The 19,216-nt window shown below is 63.8% G+C and carries 18 protein-coding genes; 16 read left to right on the top strand and 2 right to left on the bottom strand.

From position 1 onward, the window contains the following. Positions 1–591 precede the first annotated feature (591 nt). The 15 genes from mnmG to GQ56_RS0102185 all read left to right on the top strand — a co-directional run bounded on the left by mnmG (position 592) and on the right by GQ56_RS0102185 (position 16,234). Entirely contained in the window at positions 592–2,562 is a 1,971-nt protein-coding gene (gene mnmG / locus GQ56_RS0102255; RefSeq protein WP_031397090.1) for a tRNA uridine-5-carboxymethylaminomethyl(34) synthesis enzyme MnmG, read from the top strand. Continuing rightward, positions 2,559–3,245 (top strand): 16S rRNA (guanine(527)-N(7))-methyltransferase RsmG, encoded by a 687-nt coding sequence (gene rsmG / locus GQ56_RS0102250; RefSeq protein WP_031397089.1) that lies wholly within the window; start codon positions 2,559–2,561, stop codon positions 3,243–3,245. The genes mnmG and rsmG overlap by 4 nt, the downstream gene beginning before the upstream one ends. Before the next feature lie 50 nt (positions 3,246–3,295). Beyond that, positions 3,296–4,075 carry a ParA family protein gene (locus tag GQ56_RS0102245; protein WP_031397088.1) on the top strand — a complete coding sequence of 260 codons (780 nt, stop codon included), beginning with the start codon at positions 3,296–3,298 and terminating at the stop codon, positions 4,073–4,075. Positions 4,076–4,106: 31 nt separating this feature from the next. Continuing rightward, positions 4,107–5,000 (top strand): ParB/RepB/Spo0J family partition protein, encoded by an 894-nt coding sequence (locus GQ56_RS0102240; protein ID WP_031397087.1) that lies wholly within the window; start codon positions 4,107–4,109, stop codon positions 4,998–5,000. Positions 5,001–5,010: 10 nt separating this feature from the next. Beyond that, on the top strand, positions 5,011–6,141 hold the full coding sequence (locus GQ56_RS0102235; protein ID WP_031397086.1) for an SLC13 family permease: 1,131 nt from the start codon (positions 5,011–5,013) through the stop codon (positions 6,139–6,141). 563 nt (positions 6,142–6,704) lie between these two features. After that, complete coding sequence (locus GQ56_RS0102230; RefSeq protein ID WP_031397085.1) at positions 6,705–7,241, top strand: ATP synthase subunit I; 537 nt, start codon at positions 6,705–6,707, stop codon at positions 7,239–7,241. 112 nt (positions 7,242–7,353) lie between these two features. Continuing rightward, a complete protein-coding gene (gene atpB, locus GQ56_RS0102225; RefSeq protein WP_031397084.1) occupies positions 7,354–8,205 on the top strand; it encodes a F0F1 ATP synthase subunit A in 852 nt (283 codons plus the stop codon). 78 nt (positions 8,206–8,283) lie between these two features. Next, positions 8,284–8,553 carry a F0F1 ATP synthase subunit C gene (gene atpE, locus GQ56_RS0102220; RefSeq protein ID WP_025990054.1) on the top strand — a complete coding sequence of 90 codons (270 nt, stop codon included), beginning with the start codon at positions 8,284–8,286 and terminating at the stop codon, positions 8,551–8,553. 127 nt (positions 8,554–8,680) lie between these two features. Next, on the top strand, positions 8,681–9,151 hold the full coding sequence (locus GQ56_RS0102215) for a F0F1 ATP synthase subunit B (RefSeq protein ID WP_031397083.1): 471 nt from the start codon (positions 8,681–8,683) through the stop codon (positions 9,149–9,151). A gap of 2 nt (positions 9,152–9,153) precedes the next feature. Further along, complete coding sequence (locus GQ56_RS0102210) at positions 9,154–9,693, top strand: F0F1 ATP synthase subunit delta (protein WP_031397082.1); 540 nt, start codon at positions 9,154–9,156, stop codon at positions 9,691–9,693. 48 nt (positions 9,694–9,741) lie between these two features. Beyond that, positions 9,742–11,283 (top strand): F0F1 ATP synthase subunit alpha, encoded by a 1,542-nt coding sequence (gene atpA, locus GQ56_RS0102205; protein ID WP_031397081.1) that lies wholly within the window; start codon positions 9,742–9,744, stop codon positions 11,281–11,283. A gap of 69 nt (positions 11,284–11,352) precedes the next feature. Beyond that, complete coding sequence (gene atpG, locus GQ56_RS0102200) at positions 11,353–12,228, top strand: F0F1 ATP synthase subunit gamma (RefSeq protein ID WP_031397080.1); 876 nt, start codon at positions 11,353–11,355, stop codon at positions 12,226–12,228. Positions 12,229–12,294: 66 nt separating this feature from the next. Continuing rightward, complete coding sequence (gene atpD, locus GQ56_RS0102195) at positions 12,295–13,689, top strand: F0F1 ATP synthase subunit beta (protein ID WP_031397079.1); 1,395 nt, start codon at positions 12,295–12,297, stop codon at positions 13,687–13,689. A 150-nt stretch (positions 13,690–13,839) separates the two neighbouring features. Further along, positions 13,840–14,265: a F0F1 ATP synthase subunit epsilon gene (locus tag GQ56_RS0102190; RefSeq protein WP_006477288.1), complete on the top strand. Its 426-nt coding sequence runs from the start codon at positions 13,840–13,842 to the stop codon at positions 14,263–14,265. A gap of 241 nt (positions 14,266–14,506) precedes the next feature. Then, positions 14,507–16,234, top strand: coding sequence for an AMP-binding protein (locus GQ56_RS0102185; RefSeq protein WP_031397078.1), 1,728 nt, complete (start codon positions 14,507–14,509; stop codon positions 16,232–16,234). 276 nt (positions 16,235–16,510) lie between these two features. Here the strand turns inward: GQ56_RS0102185 and GQ56_RS45825 are convergent, their stop codons facing one another. Continuing rightward, entirely contained in the window at positions 16,511–16,699 is a 189-nt protein-coding gene (locus GQ56_RS45825; protein WP_160257499.1) for a hypothetical protein, read from the bottom strand. 237 nt (positions 16,700–16,936) lie between these two features. Beyond that, positions 16,937–17,737 (bottom strand): transporter substrate-binding domain-containing protein, encoded by an 801-nt coding sequence (locus GQ56_RS0102180; RefSeq protein ID WP_031397077.1) that lies wholly within the window; start codon positions 17,735–17,737, stop codon positions 16,937–16,939. 149 nt (positions 17,738–17,886) lie between these two features. Between GQ56_RS0102180 and hemE the strand changes: the two genes are divergently transcribed. Then, positions 17,887–18,981 carry a uroporphyrinogen decarboxylase gene (gene hemE, locus GQ56_RS0102175; protein ID WP_031397076.1) on the top strand — a complete coding sequence of 365 codons (1,095 nt, stop codon included), beginning with the start codon at positions 17,887–17,889 and terminating at the stop codon, positions 18,979–18,981. Positions 18,982–19,216 lie beyond the last annotated feature (235 nt).

Here is a 19,216-nt window from a genome sequence, read left to right as displayed (position 1 = left end):
CGGCGAGAAACGGACGGCGTGTTTCACGTGAAACACGCCGTTTTTGTTTGGAGGCGGGATGCGCTGACGGCCTGCATTCGTGGGGATAAGTGCAGGGCGGACAGTCGGAAGTACTGTGCGGCGTTGACGGGCAAGGATATCCACAGTGGAGCGTGTGGTCTTGAGTGTGGTTCGGCAGTAGCGGGCGACGGCGTGTTCCACAGATCATTGATGTGCAGCGGCGTCGCCAGGGGATAAGTATTGGGCGAGCAGTTGGAAATTCTGTGGGGAAGTGCATGTGCGGGTTGGGCGCACAGCGTGCCGTGTCCAGCCTGTGGTGCCGATCACAGGCGTCGATCTGTCGGGTTTCATCGGGGGCGATCCCGGCGAGCGGTTCTTTGCACAGATGCGACGCTGCGCGCGCCGGGCGGACGGGACGCATGGCCTGTGACCGGCGTGGCGCCGCCGGTTTGGCCGTCCATCGTCGAAAAAACGACGAAATACACAGACCCTACCATTCGGACGGCATTCGGGTGAAAAGCGAACCCGCTATAATTCGGCCCATACATTTCTCTGATAGGTTCGTGCGCAGCCCTGCGTACGGAATCCACCATGCTTTTTCCCACAGAATTTGACGTCATCGTCGTCGGTGGCGGCCATGCCGGCACGGAAGCCGCGCTGGCGTCTGCCCGAATGGGCGCGAAGACACTGCTGCTGACCCACAACATCGAAACGCTTGGGCAGATGAGCTGCAATCCGTCGATCGGCGGCATTGGCAAGGGCCATCTGGTCAAGGAAGTCGACGCACTGGGCGGCGCAATGGCGGCCGCGACGGACGAGAGCGGTATCCAGTTCCGGATCCTCAATTCGTCGAAGGGTCCGGCCGTGCGCGCGACGCGTGCACAGGCCGACCGTATCCTGTACAAGGCCGCGATTCGCCACCGGCTCGAGAACCAGCCGAACCTGTGGCTGTTCCAGCAGGCCGTCGACGACCTGATGGTCGAAGGCGATCGGGTAGTGGGCGCCGTCACGCAGATCGGCATCCGTTTCCGCGCACGTGCGGTGGTGCTGACCGCCGGCACGTTCCTCGACGGCAAGATCCACGTCGGCCTGAACAACTACACGGGCGGCCGCGCGGGCGATCCGGCAGCCGTGTCGCTGTCGTCGCGCCTGAAGGAGCTGAAGCTGCCGCAGGGCCGCCTGAAAACCGGTACGCCGCCGCGTATCGACGGCCGCTCGATCGACTTCTCGAAGCTGGACGAGCAGCCGGGCGACCTCGATCCGATCCCCGTTTTCTCGTTCCTGGGGCGTGCGGAGCAGCATCCGCAGCAATTGCCGTGCTGGGTCACGCACACGAACGAGCGCACGCACGACATCATTCGCGGCGGCCTCGACCGTTCGCCCATGTATACCGGCGTGATCGAAGGTGTCGGGCCGCGCTATTGCCCGTCGATCGAGGACAAGATTCACCGGTTCGCATCGAAGGAGTCACACCAGATCTTCCTCGAGCCGGAAGGGCTGACGACCAACGAGTTCTACCCGAACGGGATCTCGACGAGCCTGCCGTTCGACGTCCAGCTCGAGCTCGTGCATTCGATGCGCGGCCTCGAGAACGCGCATATCCTGCGCCCCGGTTATGCGATCGAGTACGACTACTTCGACCCGCGCGCGCTGAAGGCGTCGCTCGAGACGAAGGCGATCAACGGCCTGTTCTTTGCGGGCCAGATCAACGGCACGACCGGCTACGAAGAAGCGGCTGCGCAAGGCCTGCTGGCTGGCCTGAACGCGGGCCGCTATGTGCAGGAGAAGGACGCATGGTGCCCGCGCCGTGACCAGGCCTACCTCGGCGTGCTGGTCGACGATCTTGTGACGCGCGGCGTCGCCGAGCCGTACCGGATGTTCACGAGTCGTGCCGAGTACCGCCTGAGCCTGCGTGAAGACAACGCCGACATGCGCCTCACCGAGATCGGCCGCGAATTGGGGCTCGTCGACGATGTGCGCTGGGACGCATTCAGTCGCAAGCGCGACGCTGTTTCACGTGAAACCGAACGCTTGAAGTCGACCTGGGTAACGCCGAAGACGTTGCCGCCGGAAGAGGCGACCGCGCTGCTCGGCAAGGCGATCGACCACGAATACAGCCTTGCCGAGCTGCTGCGCCGGCCGGGTATCGGCTACGACGGCGTGTGCGGCCTGAAGGGCGGCGAGTGCGGCCCCGCGGAGCCGCTGGCCGACGATCCGGTGTTGCTCGAGCAGATCAAGGAGCAGGTCGAGATCGGCATCAAGTATCAGGGCTATATCGAGCGGCAGGCATCGGAAATCGAACGCAACGATGCGAACGAGAACACGCGCCTGCCGGACGGTATCGATTACCGTGAAGTTCGCGGCCTGTCTTTCGAGGTGAGCCAGAAGCTGAACGAGTTCCGCCCGGAAACGATCGGGCAGGCATCGCGCATCTCGGGGGTTACGCCGGCGGCAATCTCGCTGCTGATGGTGCACCTGAAGCGCCGCGGCCTGGGCCGTCGCAATGGCACTGCCGGAGCGGCAACGGAGCAGGGGGACGACGCTGTCCCGACGCAACAATGACGGCGCGTCGCGCGCCGGCGGTTAATCGGGACGTACTGGAACAGATGCTCGTCGAAGGCACGACGGCGCTCGACCTCGCGCTGACGGATATCCAGCGCAACCAGCTACTCGACTACGTTGCGCTGCTCGGCAAGTGGAACGCGGTCTACAACCTGACAGCGATCCGCGACCCGAAGCAGATGCTGATCCAGCACATCCTCGATTCGCTTGCCATCGTCCCGCATCTGCGCGGCCGCGCGTCGGCCCGCGTGCTCGATGTCGGCTCGGGCGGCGGATTGCCTGGTATCGTGCTCGCGATTGTTGAGCCGGGCTGGCAGGTCACGCTGAACGATATCGTGCAGAAGAAGTCTGCTTTCCAGACCCAGATGCGCGCGGAGCTGAAGCTCGCGAACCTGTCGGTGGTGACCGGGCGGGTTGAATCGCTTCAGCCGGGTGTCGAAGTGCCGGAAAAATTCGACATGATTGTGTCGCGCGCTTTCGCGGATCTATCCGACTTCGTTAAACTTGCTCGACATCTGGTCGCACCGGGTGGATCGATCTGGGCGATGAAGGGCGTCCATCCGGACGACGAGATTGCACGGTTGCCGGAAGGCAGCCGCGTCACGCAGACGATGCGGCTGTCGGTGCCGATGCTCGATGCCGAACGGCATCTGATCGAAGTGGCCGTCGACGAAGCGAATTGAAGGCGCGCGAGAGCGTGCTGTTTGTTTGAAGGTAAAGGAACACACCAACGATGGCAAAGATCTTCTGCGTTGCGAACCAGAAGGGGGGCGTCGGCAAGACGACGACATCGGTCAATCTCGCCGCAAGCCTTGCAGCGCATGAGCAACGTGTCCTGCTGATCGACCTCGACCCGCAGGGCAACGCGACGATGGGCAGCGGGATCGACAAGGCGGCCTGCGAAGCGACCGTGTACGAGGTGCTGGTTGACGGCGTGTCGGTGACCGAGGCGCGCGTGCGCCCGGAAGGCGTCACCTATGACGTGCTTCCGGCGAACCGCGAACTGTCCGGTGCCGAGATCGAACTGATCAACATCGACAATCGCGAGCGCCGGCTGAAGGCCGCGCTTGAGCACGTTGGCGACGACTACGACTTCGTGCTGATCGATTGCCCGCCGACGCTGTCGCTGCTGACGCTGAACGGGCTGTGTGCGGCACATGGCGTCGTGATTCCGATGCAGTGCGAGTACTTCGCGCTGGAAGGATTGTCGGATCTCGTCAATACGATCAAGCAGGTTCACGCGAACATGAACCGCGACCTGAAGATCATCGGCTTGCTGCGCGTGATGTTCGATCCGCGCATCACGCTGCAGCAGCAAGTCTCCGATCAACTGAAAGCGCACTTCGGCGACAAGGTGTTCGACGCGGTGATTCCGCGCAATGTGCGCCTGGCGGAAGCGCCGAGTTACGGGCTGCCGGGCGTCGTGTTCGACCGCAGCTCGCGCGGTGCGCAAGCGTACCTGCAGTTCGGCGCCGAGATGATCGAGCGCGTTCGCACGTTCGAGGTGTCGTGATCCGGATATGAGCGAAGCGAGGAAGAAAGACATGAGCGCGGTACCAAAGAAGAAGGGCTTGGGACGTGGCCTCGAAGCGCTGCTCGGCGGCAGTGCCGATATCACCGAGGCGGTGAAGATCGAAGGGGCGCCGAACACGCTGGCGCTTGGCAAGCTGCAGGCCGGCAAGTATCAGCCGCGGACGCGGATGGACGAAGGCAGCCTGCAGGAGCTCGCCGCGAGCATTCGCGCGCAGGGCGTGATGCAGCCGATCCTGGTGCGGCCCATTTCGTCAGACAAATACGAAATCATCGCGGGTGAGCGCCGTTTCCGTGCGGCGCGCCTGGCCGGCCTCGACGAAGTGCCGGTGCTGGTGAAGGATGTGTCCGATCAGGCCGCCGCGGCGATGGCGCTGATCGAGAACATCCAGCGCGAGGATCTGAACCCGCTTGAAGAGGCGCACGGCATCCAGCGCCTGCTCGACGAGTTCGGTTTCACGCACGAGCAGGCGGCCGAATCGGTCGGCCGTTCGCGCAGCGCGGTGTCGAACCTGCTGCGCCTGCTGAACCTGGCGACGCCGGTGCAGACGATGCTGCTGGCTGGGGATCTCGACATGGGGCACGCGCGCGCGCTGCTCGCCGTCGATGCGGCGACGCAGATCACGCTGGCTCATCAGGTCGTCAACAAGCGCATGTCGGTGCGCGAAACCGAGAAGCTCGTCGCACATACGACGAAGGAAGCGCCGGCGGTGAAGGCGCGTGCGAAGGACGACGGCGGCCGCGATACGCGCCGTCTCGAGGAGGAGTTGTCGGACCTGCTCGCGTCGACGGTGAAGATCAAGCTCGGCCGCCGTGGGCGCGGGCAGGTCCTGATCGACTTCGGCAACCTCGATGCACTCGAGGGCATTCTCGCGCGGTTGCGCGGTAACGTCGCGGCCGAAGAGTAACGGGCGGCCGATGGACGAGACGGGCGCACCGGCGCCGCGCCGGTGGCTCGGATGGCTGACGAAGGAGCCCGTGCTGTCGGTGCTCGCGCTGGGCCTGATCCTGCTGCAATGGGTGCGTCCGCAACCATTTTCCGCACTGGCCGGCCGCGTCGACTGGCAGACGGTCGCGACGCTCGCGGGCCTGCTGATGCTGACCAAGGCGCTCGAGCTGTCCGGCTGCCTGATGTGGCTCGCACATCGCATCGTGCATCACGTGCATTCCGAACGCGGGCTCGCGATGCTGCTCGTTCTGTTCGCCGCGGTGCTGTCGATGTGGCTCACCAACGATGTCGCGCTGTTCGTCGTCGTGCCGCTGATGGTGTCGCTGCGTGCGCTGACGCCGCTGCCGTTCCGGCGGCTCGTGATCGTCGTCGCGCTGGCCGTCAACGCGGGGTCCGTCGCGACGCCGCTCGGCAATCCCCAGAATCTGTTCCTGTGGCAATTGAGCGACGTGTCGTTCGGCCGCTTCGTGACGACGCTCGGGCCGCTCGCGCTCGCGCTGATGGCGCTGCTGCTCGTGCTGACGGCGTGCGCCTTTCGCGCGAAGCCGCTCGACCTGTCCGGCGACGTCGCCGCCATTCCCGTACAACGCATGCACGCGCTGATCGCGGCGGTGCTGTTCGCGGCATTCGTGCTGCTCGCCGATGTGCATCATCCACTGCCGGGGCTGGCTGCCGTTGCGATCGTGCTGCTCGTCGTCAAACGTGACGCAGTCCTGAAGATCGACTGGCTGCTGCTGCTGATTTTCGTACTGATGTTCGTCGTGCTGCGCAGCGCGGCTGCGTTGCCGGTCGTGCACGACGCGATTGCGCATGCGCAACTCGATTCGCCGCTGCGCGTATTCGCGGCCGGTGCGGTGCTGTCGCAGGGGATCAGCAACGTGCCGGCCGCGATCCTGCTGTCGGAGTTCACGCGCGACTGGCGCGCACTCGCGTTCGGCGTATCGGTCGGCGGCTTCGGTTTCGCGATCGGCTCGCTCGCGAACCTGATCGCGGTGCGTCTCGCGAAGGAGCCGCGCATGTGGCTGCCGTTCCACGTCGTCTCGATTCCGTTCGCGCTTGCGAGCGCGGCATTGGGCGCGTGGCTGCTCGTCCACGGCTGAGCGAGGTGGATGCGATCGGCACAGGTGTGCCGCTCGGGTGGTGCGAAGAGGGCACAGCGTTTGCGGTGGTTGCGGGCTGTGGATAAGTGCGGCCATTCACAGTGTGTCGACTGTGGTGGCATGACAACTGACTGGCGGATTCGATGCGCCGGCGTCGGGCTGGATTTCGCGCTTCCGGCGCGGCCGTCCAGCCGTGATCTTTCGCGGGTTCCGGCGTTTCGCGCGGCGCCTGAACCGCCAGCCGCTTCGCCGCGAATGTGCGGCGGCGCCCGGGCCGCCCGGCAGATGCCCGCCCCGGGCGGCGTTTCCGTGCCGTTCCGCCATCGCCGGACCTTTTTCGGGCCGGAAATACCGGTGCAAAAAAGCGACCTTACAACTGTCATCGTACGTCGTCGAATCGCGCGGTTTCACATGATGAGGCGACGTTTTACGCAGATTTTTGTCGCGTCTAAAGCCTTGAATCACCTGCAACTATCGCTTACAATCGCCCGGATTTGTTAGCTAGGCATCCCCGAAAGCTTTCGGAAAGATTGGGGCGGATTGGGATTTTGCGGAAGGTTGCGATGGCGGGTCAGGAGGAGCCGAACAATGGGCACGACAAGCACAGCGCACGCCGCAATACCGCACCGGTTGTCGAGACGCGGCACGTAGCTGCCGACGATTGGGATGCCGAGCAGCAAGACGACACAACAATCGTTCCGCTTACGCGGGCCGAAGCGGAAACGCTGTTCGGGCCGGATGTAAGCCGACCCTCGCGGGTCACGCCCTACCGGGTGGTGATCGCGCAAGTGGTCTTGTCCTTGGTTGTAACGCTGGCGTGGTGGCTGTTTTCCTCGAAGCCGCCGGGCGTCGCTGCGCAATCTGCATTTCTGGGCGGAGCGATTGGCTGGGTGCCGAGCGCATTGTTTGCGGCGCGTTTGAGGCGAGGCGGTGCCGACACCGTGATGGGTTGGGTGGTCGGCGAAGTACTCAAGATGGGTGCGACGATCGCGCTGTTCGTGGCGATTGCCGTGTGGTACCCCGGCGTGCACTGGGTGCCGTTGCTCATTACGTACTTGCTCGTGCTGAAAACGTACTGGATTGCGTTGGCCTGGCGATAGGCTGTGAGACCCTGCGCAGTTCGACAAGAACATGCGCCGGCGCGTTCCCGCAATAAATTGTTGCGGCGAAGCGGATAGACCGATTTTCGACAATTTGGGTGGCACTAACGATATGGCAACCAGCGAAGGCTCGCGTGCTCTGGATCCGTCCGAGTACATTGCGCACCACTTGCAGAATTTCTCCACCGCGCATCAGACGTCGATTTTCGATATTCACGTCTGGAATCTCGACACGCTGTTCTGGTCGATCGTCTGCGGTCTCGCTACGATCCTCATCCTGTACATGGCTGCCCGCAAGGCTACGCCGGGCGTGCCGGGGCGCTTCCAGTGCATGATCGAAATGATCGTCGAGATGGTGGAAGACCAGTCGAAAGCGGTCGTTCACGGCAATCGTACCTTCATTGCTCCGCTCGCGCTGACCGTGTTCGTTTGGGTCGCGTTGATGAACTCCCTCGACTTTCTCCCCGTCGACCTGCCGGGCCGCGTGATCGGTTTGCTGGGCCTGTCGGAAGTCATCCCGCATCATCGCATCGTCCCGACGGCCGACCTGAACGGCACGCTCGGCATCGCGCTTGGCGTCTTCGTGCTGATGATCTACTACAGCATCAAGATCAAGGGCGCGGGCGGCTTCGTGCATGAACTCGTGTCGGCTCCGTTCGGTGCGCATCCGCTGCTGTGGATCCCGAACCTGGGTCTGAACATCGTTGAATATGTCGCCAAGACCGTGTCGCTCGGTATGCGGCTGTTCGGCAACATGTATGCAGGCGAACTGCTGTTCCTGCTGATCGCGTTGCTCGGCAGCATGTGGGGTTTCGGTGCGGACGCATCGGTGCTGGGCTTCATCGGCCACATCCTCGCGGGCAGCATCTGGGCGATCTTTCACATCCTGATTGTTTTGCTGCAAGCGTTCATTTTCATGATGCTGACGCTGGTGTATCTCGGCCAGGCTCACGAATCGCACTAAGCAGCCGGACAATCAAGCAGGTTTGTTTTTAGTTTTTCTTTTAATTCCAGTTCCAAGTCTTTTCACAAAGGAGTGATCATGCAAGCTTTCATCGCCAACATCCAAGGTCTGACCGCTATCGGTATCGGTATCATCATCGGCCTCGGTGCGATCGGCGCCTGTATCGGTATTGGTCTGATGGGTGGCAAGTACATCGAAGCATGCGCGCGTCAGCCCGAGCTGATCAACCCGCTGCAAACGAAGATGTTCCTGCTGGCTGGTCTGATCGATGCGGCGTTCCTGATCGGTGTCGGCGTGGCAATGCTGTTTGCATTCGCGAACCCGCTCCTGTCGAAGCTCGCAGGCTAAGGTTCCTCGGAAGGTTTGCGCCAGCGATCGCCGGCGCAGGGTGGAACGGATGACGAGCGCCAATCGAATTCACATTCGACGCGCTCCTCCTCGTTTCAATTTCCGGAATAGCAGATAAGGAAACACCGTGAATCTTAACGCAACCCTGTTTGCGCAAATGGTCGTGTTCCTGATCCTCGCGTGGTTCACGATGAAGTTCGTGTGGCCCCCGTTGATCAACGCCCTCGACGAGCGCTCGAAGAAAATTGCCGATGGCCTCTCGGCCGCGGAAAAGGGTCAGGCGGAACTCGCAGCGGCGCACAAGCGCGTCGATCAGGAACTCGCGCAGGCCCGTAACGACGGTCAACAACGCATTGCCGACGCTGAAAAGCGCGCGCAGGCCGTTGCCGAAGAAATCAAGGCTCAAGCCCATGCCGAAGCCGCCCGCATCATCGCTCAGGCGAAGGCGGACGCGGATCAGCAAATCGTGAAGGCGCGTGAGACGCTGCGCGGTGAAGTTGCCACGCTGGCGGTTAAGGGCGCCGAGCAGATCCTGAAGCGCGAAGTCGATCAAACGGCCCACGCCCAACTGCTGAATCAACTGAAAGCCGAGCTCTGATCATGGCCGAACTTGCAACCATCGCCCGCCCTTACGCAGAAGCGCTGTTCCGCGTGGCCGAGGGCGGTGACATCGCCGCCTGGTCCACGCTCGTGCAAGAGCTGGCCCAGGTTGCGCGTCTGCCGGAAGTGCTGTCGGTCGCGTCGAGCCCGAAGGTGACGCGCACGCAAGTGGCCGAGCTGCTGCTTGCTGCGGTGAAGTCGCCGCTCGGGGCCGGTGCCGAAGCACAGAACTTCGTGCAGATGCTGGTCGACAATCATCGCATCGCGCTGCTGCCGGAAATTGCCGAGCAGTTCGAGGCGCTCAAGAACGAACGTGAAGGCGCAGCCGACGCCGAGATCGTGAGCGCGTTCCCGCTGAACGGCGCGGATCTCGACAGTCTCGTCTCGGGCCTCGAACGCAAGTTCAAGCGCAAGCTGAAACCGACGGTCGATGTCGATTCGTCGCTGATCGGCGGCGTGCGCGTGACGGTCGGCGACGAAGTGCTTGATACCTCGGTCCGCGCGCAGCTCGCCAGCATGCAGACAGCCTTGAGCGCTTGAGCGCCCAGGCGGCCGGCACGCAACAGAATTGACTATCAGGAGCGAATAATGCAACTCAATCCCTCTGAGATCAGCGAGCTGATCAAGAGCCGGATCCAGGGCCTTGAAGCGAGCGCAGACGTTCGCAACCAGGGCACCGTGATCTCCGTGACCGACGGTATCGTGCGTATCCACGGCCTGTCGGACGTGATGCAGGGCGAAATGCTCGAGTTTCCGGGCAACACGTTCGGCCTCGCGCTGAACCTCGAGCGCGACTCGGTCGGCGCGGTGATTCTCGGCGAATACGAACACATTTCGGAAGGCGACATCGTCAAGACGACGGGCCGCATTCTCGAAGTCCCGGTTGGTCCGGAACTCGTCGGCCGCGTGGTCGATGCGCTCGGCAACCCGATCGACGGCAAGGGCCCGGTCAACGCGAAGCTGACCGACGCGATCGAAAAGATCGCCCCGGGCGTGATCTGGCGTAAGTCGGTGTCGCAGCCGGTGCAGACGGGCATCAAGTCGATCGACGCAATGGTGCCGATCGGCCGTGGCCAGCGTGAGCTGATCATCGGCGACCGTCAGTGCGGCAAGACCGCGGTGGCGCTCGACGCGATCATCAACCAGAAGGGCAAGGACCTGATCTGTATCTACGTCGCGATCGGCCAGAAGGCTTCGTCGATCATGAACGTGGTTCGCAAGCTCGAAGAAACGGGCGCGATGGAATACACGATCGTCGTCGCCGCTTCGGCTTCGGATTCGGCAGCGATGCAGTACCTCGCACCGTACGCCGGCTGCACGATGGGCGAATACTTCCGCGATCGCGGCCAGGACGCGCTGATCATCTATGACGATTTGACCAAGCAGGCTTGGGCATACCGTCAGATCTCGCTGCTGCTGCGCCGCCCGCCGGGCCGTGAAGCGTACCCGGGCGACGTGTTCTATCTGCACTCGCGTCTGCTGGAGCGTGCGGCTCGCGTGTCGGAAGAGTACGTCGAGAAGTTCACGAACGGCGAAGTGAAGGGCAAGAGCGGTTCGCTGACGGCACTGCCGGTCATCGAAACGCAGGCAGGCGACGTGACCGCGTTCGTTCCGACGAACGTGATCTCGATTACCGACGGCCAGATCTTCCTGGAAACCGACCTGTTCAACGCAGGCATCCGCCCGGCAATCAACGCCGGCGTGTCGGTGTCGCGCGTCGGCGGCGCCGCCCAGACGAAGGTCGTGAAGAAGCTGTCGGGCGGTATCCGTACCGACCTTGCGCAGTACCGTGAACTGGCAGCGTTCGCGCAGTTCGCGTCGGACCTCGACGAAGCGACCCGCAAGCAGCTCGAGCGCGGCCGCCGCGTGACGGAACTGCTGAAGCAGCCGCAGTACCAGCCGCTGCAGGTGTGGGAACTGGCCGTGTCGCTGTACGCCGCGAACAACGGCTACCTCGACGACCTCGACGTCAAGCAAGTGCTGTCGTTCGAGAAGGGCCTGCGCGAATACCTGAAGACCAGCCACGCTGACCTCATCAAGCGCATCGAAGACACCAAGGATCTCTCGAAGGACGACGAAGGCGCACTGCGCTCGGCGATCGAATCCTTCAAGAAGTCCGGTGCCTATTGATCCGCGAGTGACACACTGAGGCCGCGCGGGTGCTGAGGCGCCCGCGCCGCTTCGGTCAAGGAGCAAGCTATGGCTGGAATGAAGGAAATTCGCGGCAAGATCAAGAGCGTGCAGAACACGCGCAAGATCACGAAGGCGATGGAGATGGTGGCCGCATCGAAGATGCGCCGCGCGCAGGAACGCATGCGCGCCGCTCGTCCGTATGCGGACAAGGTCCGTGCCATCGCCGCGCACATGAGCCGCGCGAACCCGGAGTACCGCCACCCGTTCATGGTGGCGAACGAAGGCGCGAAGACGGCCGGCATCATCCTCGTCACGACCGACAAGGGTCTGTGCGGCGGTTTGAACACCAACGTGCTGCGTGCGACGGTGCAGAAGTTCAAGGAACTGGAAGAGAAGGGCCAGAAGGTCGAAGCTACGGCGATCGGCAGCAAGGGCCTCGGTTTCCTGAACCGCTTCGGCGCGAAGGTGATGTCGCAGGTCGTGCACCTCGGCGACACCCCGCATCTGGACAAGCTGATCGGCGCCGTGAAGACGCAGCTCGACCTGTACTCGGAAGGCAAGCTGTCGGCGGTTTATGTCGCTTACACGCGCTTCGTCAACACGATGAAGCAGGAAGCCGTGATCGAGCAGTTGCTGCCGCTGTCGTCGGAGCACTTCGAAGCCGATGACGGTACGCCGGCCACGTCGTGGGACTACATCTACGAGCCGGACGCGCAGGCAGTCGTCGACGAACTGCTCGTGCGTTACGTCGAGGCGCTGGTGTACCAGGCCGTCGCGGAAAACATGGCTTCCGAGCAATCGGCGCGCATGGTCGCGATGAAGGCCGCGTCCGACAACGCGAAGACGGTGATCAGCGAACTGCAGCTCGTGTACAACAAGAGCCGTCAGGCTGCGATCACGAAAGAACTGTCGGAGATCGTCGGCGGCGCAGCCGCTGTTTAAGCGCGCGCCCGGGACGACAACTGCGCCTTTGCGCGAGTAAAGAATCAGGTATTTAAAGGAAAAGCGATGAGTACTGCTGCTTTGGTAGAAGGCAAGATCGTACAGTGCATCGGCGCCGTTATCGACGTGGAATTCCCGCGCGACAGCATGCCGAAGATCTACGACGCGCTCATTCTCGATGGCTCGGAACTGACGCTCGAAGTCCAGCAGCAGCTGGGCGACGGCGTGGTCCGTACCATTTGTCTGGGTGCATCCGACGGCCTGCGCCGCGGCCTGACCGTGAAGAACACGGCGAAGCCGATCTCGGTGCCGGTCGGCAAGCCGACCCTCGGCCGGATCATGGACGTGCTCGGCCGTCCGATCGACGAAGCGGGCCCGATCGAAAGCGAAACGACGCGTTCGATCCACCAGAAGGCGCCGGCGTTCGACGAACTGTCGCCGTCGACCGAACTGCTCGAAACGGGTATCAAGGTCATCGACCTGATCTGCCCGTTCGCAAAGGGCGGCAAGGTTGGCCTGTTCGGCGGTGCTGGCGTGGGCAAGACCGTCAACATGATGGAGCTCATCAACAACATCGCGAAGGAGCACGGCGGTTACTCCGTGTTCGCGGGCGTGGGCGAGCGTACCCGTGAAGGGAACGACTTCTACCACGAAATGAAGGACTCGAACGTTCTCGACAAGGTCGCGCTGGTGTACGGCCAGATGAACGAGCCGCCGGGCAACCGTCTGCGCGTCGCGCTGACCGGCCTGACGATGGCCGAGCACTTCCGTGACGAAGGCCTCGACGTGCTGTTCTTCGTCGACAACATCTACCGTTTCACGCTGGCCGGCACCGAAGTGTCGGCACTGCTCGGCCGTATGCCGTCGGCAGTGGGCTATCAGCCGACGCTGGCTGAAGAAATGGGCAAGCTGCAAGAGCGCATCACGTCGACCAAGAAGGGCTCGATTACGTCGGTTCAGGCCGTGTACGTCCCTGCGGACGACTTGACCGACCCGTCGCCGGCGACCACCTTCGGCCACCTGGACGCAACCGTCGTGCTGTCGCGTGACATCGCCTCGCTGGGTATCTACCCGGCAGTCGACCCGCTCGACTCGACCTCGCGCCAGATCGACCCGAACGTGATCGGTGAAGAGCACTACTCGATCACCCGTCGCGTTCAGCAGACGCTGCAGCGCTACAAGGAACTGCGCGACATCATCGCGATTCTGGGCATGGACGAACTGTCGCCGGAAGACAAGCTGTCGGTCGCGCGTGCGCGGAAGATCCAGCGTTTCCTGTCGCAGCCGTTCCACGTCGCTGAAGTGTTCACGGGCTCGCCGGGCAAGTACGTGCCGCTGAAGGAAACGATCCGTGGCTTCAAGATGATCGTCGACGGCGAGTGCGACCACCTGCCGGAACAGGCGTTCTACATGGTCGGCACGATCGACGAAGCCTTCGAAAAGGCCAAGAAGATCCAGTAAGGGTCCATGGGATCGGAGTAGGCGCCGAAGCGCTTGCTCCCGTCGACCGCCGCAGGGCAAGGGCAAGCGCCGACGCGCAGGTTCCTGCCCACCGCGGCATGGGGCGGGGGTGAGTGCTGAAGCGCTCACTCCCGCCGACAGGAGTTCGATATGGCAACCATCAAAGTAGACGTCGTCAGCGCGGAAGAGCAGATCTTCTCGGGCGAGGCGAAATTCGTCGCGCTGCCGGGCGAAACGGGTGAGCTGGGCATTCTGCCGGGCCACACGCCGCTGATCACGCGGATTCGTCCGGGTGCGGTGCGCATCGAAGTCGAGGGCGGCAACGACGAATTCGTGTTCGTCGCGGGCGGCATTCTCGAAGTGCAGCCGGGCGCCGTGACGGTGCTCGCCGATACCGCGATCCGCGGCAAGGACCTCGACGCGGCGAAAGCCGAGGAAGCGCGCAAGCGCGCCGAGGAAACGCTGCAGAACGCGAAGTCGGACCTCGACCTCGCAAAAGCGCAATCCGAGCTCGCGACCGCGATGGCGCAGCTCGAGGCGATCCAGCGTCTGGCGAAGATTCGCAGCCGGCACTGAGCCGCGCCGCGCATCCCGCGAAAGAAAGCAGCCTCCGGGCTGCTTTTTTTTCGTCCGGCCTGTGTGCGCCGAGGGTTTCGGCCGGTCGTGCTATTTCATCCGTCCGCCGCGATTTGATGTCAGAGTGTCGTCAGCGGAGCGCGTCATCATCGACGCTGACGCCCGCCGTCGCGATCGCGGCGGCGCAGGCGGGCGCCGCGATCGCGCGCGCACCGATCAGACCAAAAGGACGGAGACACTCATGGCAGCAGACCTTGGCGCCGGCGCGCTGATCGCGCCCGAAAACGGACTGTCGTATGTGCGCGGCACGACCGACGCGCCGCTATCCGAAGCGACGATCGGCCGCTTCCTGCTCGACACGGCCGGCCGCTTCCCCGATCGTCCGGCCGTCGTGTTCCGCGAGCAGCAGGTGCGCTGGACCTGGCGCGAGTTCGCGCACGAGGTCGACGTGCTGGCAGCGGGCCTCGCCGCGCTCGGCATCGTGAAGGGCGATCGCGTCGGCATCTGGTCGCCGAACCGCAGCGAGTGGCTGCTCACGCAGTTCGCGACCGCGCGGATCGGTGCGGTGCTCGTCAACATCAATCCGGCCTATCGGCTGTCGGAACTCGAATACGCGCTGAACAAGGTCGGCTGCAAGGCCGTGATCGCGGCCGAACGCTTCAAGACCTCGGCGTACGTCGAGATGCTGCAGACCATCGCGCCGGAACTCGCGACCGCGACGCCGGGCGACCTGCATGCGGCCCGGGTGCCGAGCCTGCGCACGGTCGTGACGATGGGCGACGTCGCGCCGGCCGGCATGTTCCGTTTCGCCGACGTGATGGCGCGCGGCCGCCAGGCTGTCGATACCGCGCTGCTCGACGCGATCGGCGCGACGCTCGCGGCCAACGACCCGATCAATATCCAGTTCACGAGCGGCACGACGGGCAGCCCGAAGGGCGCGACGCTCACGCACCGCAACGTCGTCAACAACGGGCGCTCGATCGCGACGGCGATGCGTTTCACCGAGCAGGACACGCTGTGCATTCCGGTGCCGCTGTACCACTGCTTCGGGATGGTGCTCGCGGTGCTCGCGTGCGTGTCGAAGGGCGCGGCGATGGTGTTTCCCGGCGAAGCGTTCGACCCGGTCGCGACGCTCGCCGCCGTGGCCGACGAACGCTGCACCGCGCTGCATGGCGTGCCGACGATGTTCATCGCGGAACTCGATCATCCGGCGTTCGCGACATTCGACCTGTCGACGCTGCGCACCGGGATCATGGCCGGCTCGCCGTGCCCGATCGAGACGATGAAGCGCGTCGTGTCGCAGATGCACCTGTCGGAGATCACGATCGCCTACGGGATGACGGAGACGAGCCCCGTGTCGTTCCAGAGCTCGACCGACGATCCGCTCGAGAAGCGCACGACGACGGTTGGCCGCATCCAGCCACATCTGGAAGTGAAGATCGTCGATCCGGGCGGCGACATCGCGCCGGTCGGCGCGACGGGCGAGCTGTGCACGAAGGGCTATTCGGTGATGCTCGGCTACTGGGACGACGACGCGAAGACGCGCGAGGTGCTGGTGGACGGCTGGATGCATACGGGCGATCTCGCGACGCTCGATGCGGACGGTTACTGCAACATCGTCGGCCGGCTGAAGGACATGGTGATTCGCGGCGGGGAGAACGTCTATCCGCGCGAGATCGAGGAATTCCTGTTTCGGCATCCGAAGATCCAGAGCGCGCAGGTATTCGGCGTGCCCGACGCGAAGTACGGCGAGGAGCTGTGCGCGTGGATCGTGCTGCGCGCGGACGAGCAGATGACCGAGGACGACGTGCGCGCGTTCTGCAACGGGCAGATCGCACACTACAAGATTCCGCGCTACATCCGTTTCGTCGACGAACTGCCGATGACGGTGACGGGCAAGGTGCAGAAGTTCGTGATGCGCGACCGGATGATCGAGGAACTGAAGCTCGACGTGCAGAAGACCGCGTGAAGGCAGGAACGACGCGGCGGCCTGCGGGCCGTTGCGCTTTCGATGGACGAAAAAAAGCGGGCTTATTAGCCCGCTAAAAACCACACGCTACGGGGTTAGCGCGAGGAGACCAAAGATGAAACCGGATCCGGCGGGGGGCCGGAAACGACTCCAACAGGGATGCCCCCCGGAAGGGCTTCGGTACGTGACCGACTGGCTCGCAGCGCTTCGCGTCCGCTCACACTTGGCACACGAGACCGCATCCGTGTTGAAACCGTTGAGGCCATTGTGGGCGAATTAATGCCCTGTCGCGGTAACAAAGTGTTTCAGGTTGTAACGCCCGCCAGATAAGGCTTTCCGGGATTTTTTGCTGTTTTCGGGGTCCTGAAAAAGGTCATTTTTACCCATATTTTCCGCAGCGTTTTCATCGCGTGCGCACGATGCGTTTTTCATGCGCATCGAGATCGATGAATTGCCGATTTTCACGTGAGAAAGTGCGCGGCGGGATTGAGGCCGCGTATGACGATTCATTCGTCAGAAAGATTTTGAAACGTGATTGGAATGCGCGGAAGCTGGCCGATCGGCCAATTCGTCGGAGGTTGCGCGGGCGCCGGGCGGCGGCGATGCGTCGCGACGGCGTGCGGGTTGCCGTCGCGCGGGGATGTCAGGCGGCAGCGGCCACGGGGTCGATGCCCGTTATCGGCCGCCGCGGCAGGGAGCGGCCTACTTCAGCCATTTGTCCGAGATTGCCTGGTATTCGCCGGTCGACAGCGCGAGATGCAGCCACTGGTCGACGTACTGCTGGAACGCGACGTCGCCGCGCGGCACCATGTACGCCTTCTCGCCGAACTGGAACGGCTTGTCCGGATGGACCGAGCACAGGCCCGGATTCAGCTTTTGCTGCAGCAGCGTCTCGGAAGCGTCCGTGACCATCACGTCGGCCTTGCCCGCGAGGATCTGCTTGAAGATCGTCACGTTGTCCGGATAGACGGTCAGGTTCGCGTGCGTGAAGAACTGCTTCGCGAAGCGCTCGTTGGTGCCGCCCGGATTCACGATGACGCGCGTCTCCGGCCGGTCGATCTGCTCGACGGTCTGGTATTTGCCGGCGTCCGCGCAGCGCACGATCGGCGTCTTGCCGTCGACCACGTACGGTTGCGTGAAGAACACGCGCTTCTGGCGCTCGAGCGTCGTCGAGACGCCGCCCACCGCGATGTCGCATTTCGCGACGAAATCGCCGGTCAGGTTCGGCCAGCTCGTCTTCACGAAGTCGGTCTTCACGCCGAGCGACTTCGCGAGCGATTCGGCCATGTCGATGTCGATGCCTTCGAAGCGGCCGTCCGCGCGGTAGTACGAATACGGCTTGTAGTCGCCCGTCGTGCACACGCGCAGCGTGCCGCGCGCCAGCACCTCGTCGAGCCGCGAGCCGGCGCCAGGCGCGGCCGCCGCCGGGCCCGCGCCGGTTTGCGCATGTGCGGCGGTGCAGCACAGCAGCGCGGCCGCGGCGAGCGTGGCGAATGTCTTCATCGGTCTCCTCCTTCGTGTCGTTCAATATGAGCGTCCGATCATAACGGAGCCATCGCGCGCGTCATATGGCCGCCATCGCGCGGGCAAGCGCAGCTGGTCGGCGGCTGTCCGGTAAAATGCCGCTTTGCCTTCGCATCGTCGCTCCTACCGTGGCCCATAACCTGCTCAACGACACCTTCCTGCGTGCGCTTCTGCGCGAGCCGACCGACTACACGCCGATCTGGCTGATGCGCCAGGCCGGCCGCTACCTGCCCGAATACAACGCGACGCGCGCGCGCGCCGGCAGTTTCCTCGGCCTGGCGAAGCAGCCCGACTACGCGACCGAAGTGACGCTGCAGCCGCTCGAACGCTTTCCGCTCGACGCCGCGATCCTGTTCTCGGACATCCTGACGATTCCCGACGCGATGGGGCTCGGCCTCGACTTCCAGGTCGGCGAAGGGCCGAAGTTCGCGCATCCGGTGCGCACCGAGGCCGACGTCGCGAAGCTCGCGGTGCCGGATATCGAAGCGACGCTCGGTTACGTGACGGGCGCCGTGCGCGAGATCCGCCGCGCGCTCACCGACGGCCAGGGCCGCCAGCGCGTGCCGCTGATCGGCTTCTCCGGCAGCCCGTGGACGCTCGCGTGCTACATGGTCGAAGGCGGCGGATCGGACGACTTCCGCACCGTGAAGTCGATGGCGTATTCGCGCCCCGACCTGATGCACCGGATCCTCGACGTGAACGCGCAGGCGGTGGCCGCCTACCTGAACGCGCAGATCGAAGCGGGCGCGCAGGCCGTGATGATCTTCGATACGTGGGGCGGTGCGCTGGCCGACGGCGCGTACCAGCGCTTCTCGCTCGACTACATCCGCCGCGTGGTCGGCCAGCTCAAGCGCGAGCATGACGGCGAGCGCGTGCCGGTGATCACGTTCACGAAGGGCGGCGGGCTGTGGCTCGAGGAGATCGCGGCGACCGGCGTCGATGCGGTCGGGCTCGACTGGACGGTCAACCTCGGCGCCGCGCGCGAGCGCGTCGCGGGGCGTGTCGCGCTGCAGGGCAACCTCGACCCGACGATCCTGTTTGCGCCGCCGGCCGCGGTGCGCGAGCAGGCGCGCGCGGTGCTCGACAGCTACGGCAACCATCCGGGCCACGTGTTCAACCTCGGGCACGGCATTTCGCAGTTCACGTCGCCCGATCACGTCGCCGAACTCGTCGACGAAGTGCATAGCCACAGCCGCGCGATCCGTAGCGGAGCCGCCGGCTGAACGCAAGCGCCGTCATGCTGCGTTGCGGAATGACGGCGTTTCGCGATCGGCACTAAACAGGGCGCAACTCGCCACCGGTTGCCGATTCGATGCTTGTCAAGACTTGACTTATACACATTTTCCACGTTGCAGCGCGGTAGAGCCCCGTATCGGTCAAATTGTCTCGCTATGGTTAGGTAATTTGAATAGCAGCCTTATGGAATAAGGCTCCGCGGGGCACCGCCGCAAGCGGCGA

It is taken from the genome of Burkholderia paludis (genome assembly GCF_000732615.1).
Lineage (GTDB): Bacteria > Pseudomonadota > Gammaproteobacteria > Burkholderiales > Burkholderiaceae > Burkholderia > Burkholderia paludis.
This window is presented reverse-complemented; position numbering and strand designations above follow the sequence as displayed.

Excerpts from the sequence above, each read along its gene's own strand:
- mnmG (WP_031397090.1), top strand. The coding sequence starts at position 592 with ATGCTTTTTCCCACAGAATTTGACGTCATCGTCGTCGGTGGCGGCCAT.
- GQ56_RS0102240 (WP_031397087.1), top strand. The coding sequence starts at position 4,107 with ATGAGCGCGGTACCAAAGAAGAAGGGCTTGGGACGTGGCCTCGAAGCG.
- atpD (WP_031397079.1), top strand. The coding sequence starts at position 12,295 with ATGAGTACTGCTGCTTTGGTAGAAGGCAAGATCGTACAGTGCATCGGC.
- GQ56_RS0102230 (WP_031397085.1), top strand. The coding sequence starts at position 6,705 with ATGGCGGGTCAGGAGGAGCCGAACAATGGGCACGACAAGCACAGCGCA.
- atpE (WP_025990054.1), top strand. The coding sequence starts at position 8,284 with ATGCAAGCTTTCATCGCCAACATCCAAGGTCTGACCGCTATCGGTATC.
- GQ56_RS0102245 (WP_031397088.1), top strand. The coding sequence starts at position 3,296 with ATGGCAAAGATCTTCTGCGTTGCGAACCAGAAGGGGGGCGTCGGCAAG.
- GQ56_RS0102235 (WP_031397086.1), top strand. The coding sequence starts at position 5,011 with ATGGACGAGACGGGCGCACCGGCGCCGCGCCGGTGGCTCGGATGGCTG.
- GQ56_RS0102185 (WP_031397078.1), top strand. The coding sequence starts at position 14,507 with ATGGCAGCAGACCTTGGCGCCGGCGCGCTGATCGCGCCCGAAAACGGA.
- GQ56_RS0102210 (WP_031397082.1), top strand. The coding sequence starts at position 9,154 with ATGGCCGAACTTGCAACCATCGCCCGCCCTTACGCAGAAGCGCTGTTC.
- atpA (WP_031397081.1), top strand. The coding sequence starts at position 9,742 with ATGCAACTCAATCCCTCTGAGATCAGCGAGCTGATCAAGAGCCGGATC.
- atpG (WP_031397080.1), top strand. The coding sequence starts at position 11,353 with ATGGCTGGAATGAAGGAAATTCGCGGCAAGATCAAGAGCGTGCAGAAC.
- GQ56_RS0102190 (WP_006477288.1), top strand. The coding sequence starts at position 13,840 with ATGGCAACCATCAAAGTAGACGTCGTCAGCGCGGAAGAGCAGATCTTC.
- atpB (WP_031397084.1), top strand. The coding sequence starts at position 7,354 with ATGGCAACCAGCGAAGGCTCGCGTGCTCTGGATCCGTCCGAGTACATT.
- GQ56_RS0102180 (WP_031397077.1), bottom strand. The coding sequence starts at position 17,737 with ATGAAGACATTCGCCACGCTCGCCGCGGCCGCGCTGCTGTGCTGCACC.
- rsmG (WP_031397089.1), top strand. The coding sequence starts at position 2,559 with ATGACGGCGCGTCGCGCGCCGGCGGTTAATCGGGACGTACTGGAACAG.